The organism is Paenibacillus sp. P4_E11 (assembly GCF_056401635.1).
The window spans coordinates 1-2,693 of sequence record NZ_JBFUIX010000313.1; the positions used below are offsets into that span (position 1 = coordinate 1).

The 2,693-nt window shown below is 47.3% G+C and carries 4 protein-coding genes; all 4 read left to right on the forward strand.

Going from position 1 to position 2,693, the window contains the following annotated elements; translation table 11 throughout:
• Positions 1-304: helix-turn-helix transcriptional regulator (locus AC1DWB_RS33320; protein ID WP_477545380.1), on the forward strand; the 304-nt coding region annotated here is incomplete at its 5' end.
• Positions 305-412: 108 nt separating this feature from the next.
• A complete protein-coding gene (locus AC1DWB_RS33325; RefSeq protein WP_477545381.1) occupies positions 413-1,459 on the forward strand; it encodes an SIS domain-containing protein in 1,047 nt (348 codons plus the stop codon).
• Positions 1,459-2,409, forward strand: coding sequence for a carbohydrate kinase family protein (locus AC1DWB_RS33330; protein ID WP_477545382.1), 951 nt, complete (start codon positions 1,459-1,461; stop codon positions 2,407-2,409). Before AC1DWB_RS33325 ends, AC1DWB_RS33330 begins: the two co-directional genes overlap by 1 nt.
• A 33-nt stretch (positions 2,410-2,442) precedes the next feature.
• The coding region (locus AC1DWB_RS33335; RefSeq protein ID WP_477545383.1) for a Gfo/Idh/MocA family protein at positions 2,443-2,693 on the forward strand (251 nt) is incomplete at its 3' end.

Here is a 2,693-nt window from a genome sequence, read left to right on the forward strand (position 1 = left end):
GATGAGAACGAACCTCTCCTCGCCCGTGGATGTGGCCCGCACGTCACAAGAGCTCGGGCTGTCGCGCCAACATTTGACCCGACTCATCAGGAGGAAATTCGGGATGTCTTCTATCGAATTTTTCACCAAACTCAAGATGCTTCAAGCCCAGACAGATCTCATCGAGCTTCCCGAACGAAGCATCAAGGAGATTGCCGCCAACTTAGGATTTACGAACTCCAGCCATTTCGCCAGAGTATTCCGCGAATATGCTAGCTATACGCCATCCGACTTCCGAACCCTGTATTTGCTTAGGGTAAATTAGTCCAATAGTCGATTTATCCATATAAAAAGCTAATACACCTATATAATATTGGGTACGTAATATTTACAATTAGTGTGAAAATCTATAATGAGAAAGGCGGAATGTTCCATGTACCAAGCCTATGTAGAAATATTCGAACAATATGATAGCTTACGGCAAACATCGGATTATGTTCAGTCCCAGCGGGAATCGATTGCCCAACTATACGAGAATGAGAAGCCTGAGGAGATCGTCTTCATCGCATGTGGCTCCAGCTATTGGGGATCGTTGTCGGCTTCGGTCACGATGGAATATAAGCTCGGGGTACGATGTTACACCGTTGCAAGCGGTGACGTTCTGCTCAATCCAGATTACTTTAAGAAACGCTTCACGAAGCCTCTTATTATCGCTCCTTCTCGTTCGGGCTCAACATCGGAAACGATCGAGGCGGTAACTTTATTAAAGGATACGTATCGTTGTTCGGTCCTCTCTATCGTTGAATACGAGAATAGTCCACTTGCTCAATTATCCGATCTATGCCTCTATATTCCTTGGTGCAATGAAGTTAGCGTCTGCCAAACCCGATCTTTTGTCAGTCTATATATGACCCAACTATTCCTCACTTCTATCTGGTCCCATGATCAGTCGTTAATCGATGAGGCTGACCGCTACATTGAGAACGCAGGTGCAATTATTCGGGCGAATGAAAGCAGATTGAAGCGCATTGCTGATCAACCATGGGATCATGTTGTTGCGTTAGGCAACGGGAGCTTGTTCGGAGTAGCCTGTGAGGGAGCCTTGATCATGCTGGAAATGGCTCAAATTCCGGTCTCCTTCTACAACACGTTGGAATTACGGCATGGCCCAATCGTTAACGTCAACGCCTATACACTTGTCGTTCTGTTCAGCAGTGGTAATGGTGGGCAGCGTCTGGAAGAAGATTTGGTCCAGGATTGCCGGAACAAAGGGGCTGAGGTAATTGTGATTGGTCAAGCAGGCACCTTCCAACAGCATAATCAAGTGTTCTCCATGGACCAAGAAACACAATCTGAATTCATAGGGCTGCTGGGTTCCTTTGTTACGCAGGGATTGGCTTATTACAAAGCGATTCAGAAGGGTGTGAATCCGGATTCTCCGCAAGGACTGACTCCTTGGATTCAAATCGGTACTCCGTAATGACCAAAAGATTCGATGTTATGACATTCATGGACGTTTGTGTCGACTTGATCGTACGAGGTGGAGACATCATTCCTAGATTTGGGCAAGCCGAACAGATTGTTGGCGATTACTCGATCGAACTTGGTGGTTCCTGCTGTATATTCGCCTCACAAGCAGCCAAATTACGATTGAGCACGGTAGGTGTCGGCATAGTTGGCGATGATCCGTTAGGTGTGATCGTACGGGATCGTTTGCAAGCATCTGGGATAATCATGGACTATGTGCTTACCAATCCGAATTATAAGACAGGAATCAGTATTGCCTTGTGCGATGATAACGATAGAGCTATCCTTACTCACCTTGGTTCTCTCGATGCAATGGGACTTGATGACATCCCGAACGAATTGTTCGAATCCGCCAAACATTTACATATTGGCAGCTATTTTTTGATGCAAAAACTGCAGCCTCATTGGGTGTCGATTGCTCAGAAAGCGAAGCAGCACGGGATGACCATCAGTCTCGACACGAACTGGGATCCGGATGAACGCTGGGCTGGAGGTTTGCAGGAGTTGCTCCCTTATGTGGATATTTTCCTACCGAATGTGAATGAATTGAAGGCGATCTCGCGTCAGGATACAGTCGAACAATCGATCGAGGTCTTACAAGACATCATCCCGTTGATCGTCGTGAAAGACGGTGCAGATGGTGCCTTCGCCTATCACCAAGGACGATACTTCAGAGCGGATTCGCTTAAAGAGCTTCGTGTCATCGACGCTGTCGGTGCAGGAGATAGCTTCGATGCCGGATTCGTATACGGATTCCTAGCCGGTTATGATGTGGAAACTTGCTTGCACATTGGTTGCATTTGCGGCGGAATGAGCACGACCCAATCAGGTGGCGTAGCCGGTCAGATTGGTTTGGACGAGTACATCCGACTCAGAGCGAACAATAGAAAACTTAGCAACTGATCAATTTGGTTGAGATTGGGGATGTTCGAGAGTATGAGGTTGAAGGTAGCCGTAATAGGAGCAGGGATCATTGGAGATTATCATTTGCGTGCGATTGCTACGATGCAAGGTATGGAAGCCGTGGCGATCGCCGATGTCAACGTCTCGAGAACAGACGATTGCGCTCAACGGTTCGGCTTGAAGGCTTACACGGATTATCGACAAATGATTGTGGAGATGCGGCCTGACATCGCGATTATCGCCCTTCCCCACTTTCTTCATTTGGAAGCCGCCATATATTGTAC

Bases quoted from the DNA above. Each gene is read 5' to 3' on its own strand.
- AC1DWB_RS33325 (WP_477545381.1), top strand. From the start codon at position 413: ATGTACCAAGCCTATGTAGAAATATTCGAACAATATGATAGCTTACGG.
- AC1DWB_RS33330 (WP_477545382.1), top strand. From the start codon at position 1,459: ATGACCAAAAGATTCGATGTTATGACATTCATGGACGTTTGTGTCGAC.